Raw genomic sequence first — 4,541 nt, forward strand, 5'->3', positions numbered from 1 at the left:
CCAAGGTGGTCGCCTAGGACGGAGAACGGCTGCGTCGTGCTGGACAAGGACAAGGTCGCCATCGCCGACGCGGTGGCTCGGGAAGCGGGCGTCTTGCTCGGGATGAAGCGCGGGGGCGTCGTGACGCTCGCGCCCGATGCGCTTGTCTACGACCGCGCACCCGTGCGCGAGCAGGACATGTTGCGCGAGGTCGCGCTCGCCCTGATGCGCTTTTCGCCGATGGTCGCCGTCTGTGAAGAGGATACGTTGGTGGTCGATGTGTCGGCGAGTCTGCGTCTCTTCGGCGGCATCCTGCGGATTTGTCATCAGATCCGGCAGATCGTCGATGCTGTCGGCGTGAGCGTGCGCGTGAGCATCGCCCCGACCGGCCAGGGCGCATGGATGCTCGCCAAGCGCGGCCGCCGCGTGCTCAAGATGCGCTCCCTCGAGCGTGAACTTGACTCGCTGCCGTATCTGGTCGTGCCGGAAATCCGCCGGTTCGCCGACTGGTTCGCCGGGCTCGGATGCCGTGTGCTCGAAGATATCCGTCGCCTGCCGCGCGCCGGTTTGAAAAAGAGGTGCTCAGTGGAATTGCTGGATTCATTGGACCGCGCCTACGGGCTGTCGCCGGAACTGTACGAGTGGCTGGATGTGCCGCCTACGTTCAGCGCCCGGGTCGAACTGCCCGACCGGGTCGAACATGCCGAAGCGATTCTGTTCTCCGCTCGCCGGCTTGTCGTGCAGCTATGCGGCTGGTTGAGCGCGCAGCAACTCGCGCTCACGCACGCGAGCGTGACGCTTGAACACGAACGCGGACGAGAGGCGATCGAGCCGACCACCATCGACCTGGCGCTCGCCGAGCCGACCTGGCACGAAGAATATCTCGTGCGACTCTTGAAGGAGCGCCTCGGGCGCATCGAACTTCAGGCGGCTGTCATCGCCGTGCGGCTCACCGCGACCAAAGTCCAGGCCGCCGAGCCCCCGACCGATACTCTCTTCCCGGACCCGGGCGGCTCGACCGAGGACCACAACCGTCTGCTGGAACTGCTCGTCGCGCGTCTGGGACCGGAGAATGTCCTGCGCCCCGCGCCGACGTCCGATCACCGGCCTGAACACGCGAACCGCTGGGTGTCGGTCCAGGATGCAGCCAAGCCCGAAGCGCCGCCCTGCGACCTGCCCCGCCCTACGTGGCTGCTCGAAACGCCCCTGCGTCTGATGGTCAAAAACCACCGGCCGTTTTACGGATCGACGCTGAAGCTCGTCTCGACGGGCGAGCGCATCGAGGCCGGCTGGTTCGACGGAGATCTGGCTGCGCGCGACTATTTCGTCGCCGAAGCCAGCGACAAGAGTTACTACTGGATCTACCGCGAGCGGCCGAGCGCAACCTCGGACGAAGTGCGCTGGTTCCTGCACGGCCTCTTTGGATGACATGAGCCAAGCGCCGTGGATTCACCTTTCTCTGTCCTGCCCGCGTACGCGGAGCTTTTCGCCTTTTCCAACTTCACCTTCCTGCATGGGGCGTCGCGCGGGGAGGAACTCGTCATTCGCGCGTCGCAACTCGGCTACTCGGGTCTCGCCATCACCGATGAATGTTCGCTCGCAGGCGTCGTCCGCGCTCACGTTCAAGCGAAGGAAGAGAAGCTGCCGCTCCTCATCGGGTCGTATTTCAAGCTGGTTCATGCCGACAAACGTCCCGCCTTCGGGCTGATTCTGCTGGCCCAGAACCGTGATGGCTACGGCAACCTGTCCGAACTCATCACGCTTGGCCGCATGCGAGCGGCCAAGGGCAGCTATCTGCTCACACCTCAGGACATCGCGCGTCCAGAGAAAAATTACGCGCACCTGCGCGGCATGCCGAATTGTTTGGCGATCCTCATCCCCGATTTCCCTCCGAACGAAGACGCGCTCGCCGCGCAGCTCGAATGGATGAAAGCGACCTTTCCCGCTCGGGCGTGGGTGGGTCTGACCTTGCATCAGCACGCGATGGACGATATCCATCGCGGCACGGTCGAGCACGTTGCCTCCCGGCATCTGGTGCCGGTGGTGGCTACGGGCAACGTCGTCATGCACGTCCGGTCGAGAAAGCCGCTGCAAGACACGATGACGGCCATTCGCCTCGGCAAGCCCGTCGCGCAATGCGGCTACGATCTGGCGCCTAATGCCGAGCAACACCTGCGCTCGCGTTTGCGTCTGGCCAACCTATATCCCGAGCACACGCTGACCGAAACGCTGAGCGTGCTGGAGCGCTGCACGTTCTCGCTGGATGAACTCAGGTATGAGTATCCCGACGAGCTTGTTCCAGTAGGCTTTACGCACGAGGCGTATCTGCGTCAGGAAACGTATGTCGGTGCGCATCGGCGGTTTCCGAATGGCATTCCGCACGCGGTGCAGGAACAGATCGAACACGAACTGCAGTTGATCCGCGATCTCGCGTACGAGGCGTATTTCCTGACGGTCTACGACATCGTGCGGTTCGCCCGCAGCCAGCACATTTTGTGTCAGGGACGCGGATCGGCGGCCAATTCCGCCGTGTGTTACTGCCTGGGCGTGACAGAAGTGGATCCCTCGCGTGGCAACATGCTGTTCGAGCGATTCATCAGCAAGGAGCGCGGTGAACCGCCCGATATCGACGTCGATTTCGAGCATCAGCGGCGCGAAGAGGTCATCCAATACATCTATCAAAAGTATGGACGCGACCGCGCGGCGATCGCGGCTGCGGTCTCCACTTTCCGGCCTCGTGGCGCGCTACGGGAGACGGGCAAGGCATTGGGTGTCGATCCGCAGATCGTCGATCGGGTCGCGAAGAGCCATCAGTGGTTCGACAATTCGGCGGACTTGTTGCAACGCTTCGGCGAGTCGGGGCTGGATCCGGAGAACCCGTTGATTGTCGCCTGGGCGTCGCTGGCCGGACAGATACTGAATTTCCCCCGGCACCTGTCGCAGCATTCGGGCGGATTCGTGATCAGCCGCGGCAAGCTCACACGGCTCGTTCCCGTCGAAAACGCCGCGATGGTCGACCGCAGCGCCATCCAATGGGACAAGGATGACTTGGAAGCGCTCGGTCTACTCAAAATTGATGTGCTTGCGCTCGGCATGCTATCGGCGATTCGCCGCACGCTCGATATCGTGTCCGAGCAGCGCGGCGAGCGCTTCGAGATGCAGGACATCCCCGTCGAGGACCCGGTCACCTACGAGATGATTTCGCAGGCGGATACGGTCGGCGTCTTCCAGATTGAGTCCCGGGCGCAGATGTCGATGCTGCCAAGGTTGAAGCCCAGGACGTTCTACGACCTCGTGATCGAGGTAGCCATTGTTCGGCCGGGGCCGATTCAAGGCGGCGCAGTGCACCCTTATCTTCGCCGGCGACAGGGGTTCGAGCCTGTCACCTACCCGAGCGACGCACTGAAGGTTGCGCTCGGTCGCACGCTGGGCGTCCCGATTTTCCAGGAGCAGGTGATGCAGGTCGCGATCCTCGCGGCGGGTTTCACGCCGGGTGAAGCGGATCAACTCAGGCGCGCGATGGCTGCGTGGAAGCGCAAGGGTGGCTTGCAGAAGTACTACGACCGTATCGTCAATGGCATGCGCGAGCGCGGGTATAAGCAGGATTTTGCGGAAGCCATCTTTGAACAGATCAAGGGCTTCGGTGAGTACGGCTTTCCGGAGAGCCATGCGGCCAGCTTCGCCCTTTTGGTCTATGCGAGCAGTTGGCTGAAATGTCACGAGCCGGCGGCATTTCTCGCCGCGATGCTCAATTCCCAGCCGATGGGCTTTTATTCACCCTCGCAGCTTGTCCAAGATGCGAAGCGGCACGGCGTGCAGGTGTCCCCCGTCGATGTCACGATCAGCGGTTGGGATTCCGTTCTCGAACGTCGCGAAGGACAGACGCAGGCGGTCGTGCGGCTCGGGTTGTCTTTGCTCAGAGGCATGCGTGACGGCGCGGCCGAGCGGATTGAAGCCGCCCGTGCGGTCAGGCCATTCCTAAATGTCGGCGATCTGGCGCGTCGCGCGCAACTCGACCGGCATGATCTTCAAGTGCTGGCGAGCGCAAATGCGCTGGCTTCTCTCGCGGGGAACCGTCGCGAAGCGTTGTGGCAGTCGGTCGCGGCCGTCCCCGACCAGGACATGTTGGCCGACGCCCGACTCGAAGACGAGACGCCGGTGCTCGGCGCTCCGTCCGAAGCGGAAAACATCGTCGGCGACTATAAGTCGACCGGACTCACGCTGGGGCGTCACCCGCTGGAGTTGCTTCGCCCGATCCTGCTCGAGCAGCGCCTGATCCCGGCATCGACACTGCGAACGTATCCGAATGGCCGGCTGGCTCGCGGCTGCGGCCTGGTGACCGTCAGACAGCGACCTGGCACCGCCAAGGGCGTGATGTTCGTGACGCTCGAAGACGAGACGGGCAACGTGAACGTGATCGTCTGGCCGTCATTGCTCGAAAAGCAACGCAAGGAAGCGCTCGGCGCGTCGCTGCTCGCGGTCTACGGCACCTGGCAATGCGAAGGCGAAGTGCGCCACCTCGTCGCGCAACGGCTCGTCGACATGTCGCATTTGCTGGGCGG

Annotated in this window: 2 protein-coding genes; both read left to right on the forward strand. The window is 63.3% G+C overall.

Annotated elements, in window-relative coordinates; translation table 11 throughout:
- Nucleotides 1-1,407, forward strand: a 1,407-nt coding sequence (locus AWB81_RS40665) for a Y-family DNA polymerase (RefSeq protein WP_235026180.1), incomplete at its 5' end; no start/stop codon positions are given.
- A gap of 15 nt (nucleotides 1,408-1,422) precedes the next feature.
- Nucleotides 1,423-4,541 (forward strand): error-prone DNA polymerase (locus tag AWB81_RS40670; RefSeq protein WP_062644052.1); only part of this gene is annotated, 3,119 nt, incomplete at its 3' end.

It is taken from the genome of Caballeronia arationis, assembly GCF_001544975.2.
GTDB classification, from domain to species: Bacteria; Pseudomonadota; Gammaproteobacteria; order Burkholderiales; family Burkholderiaceae; genus Caballeronia; species Caballeronia arationis.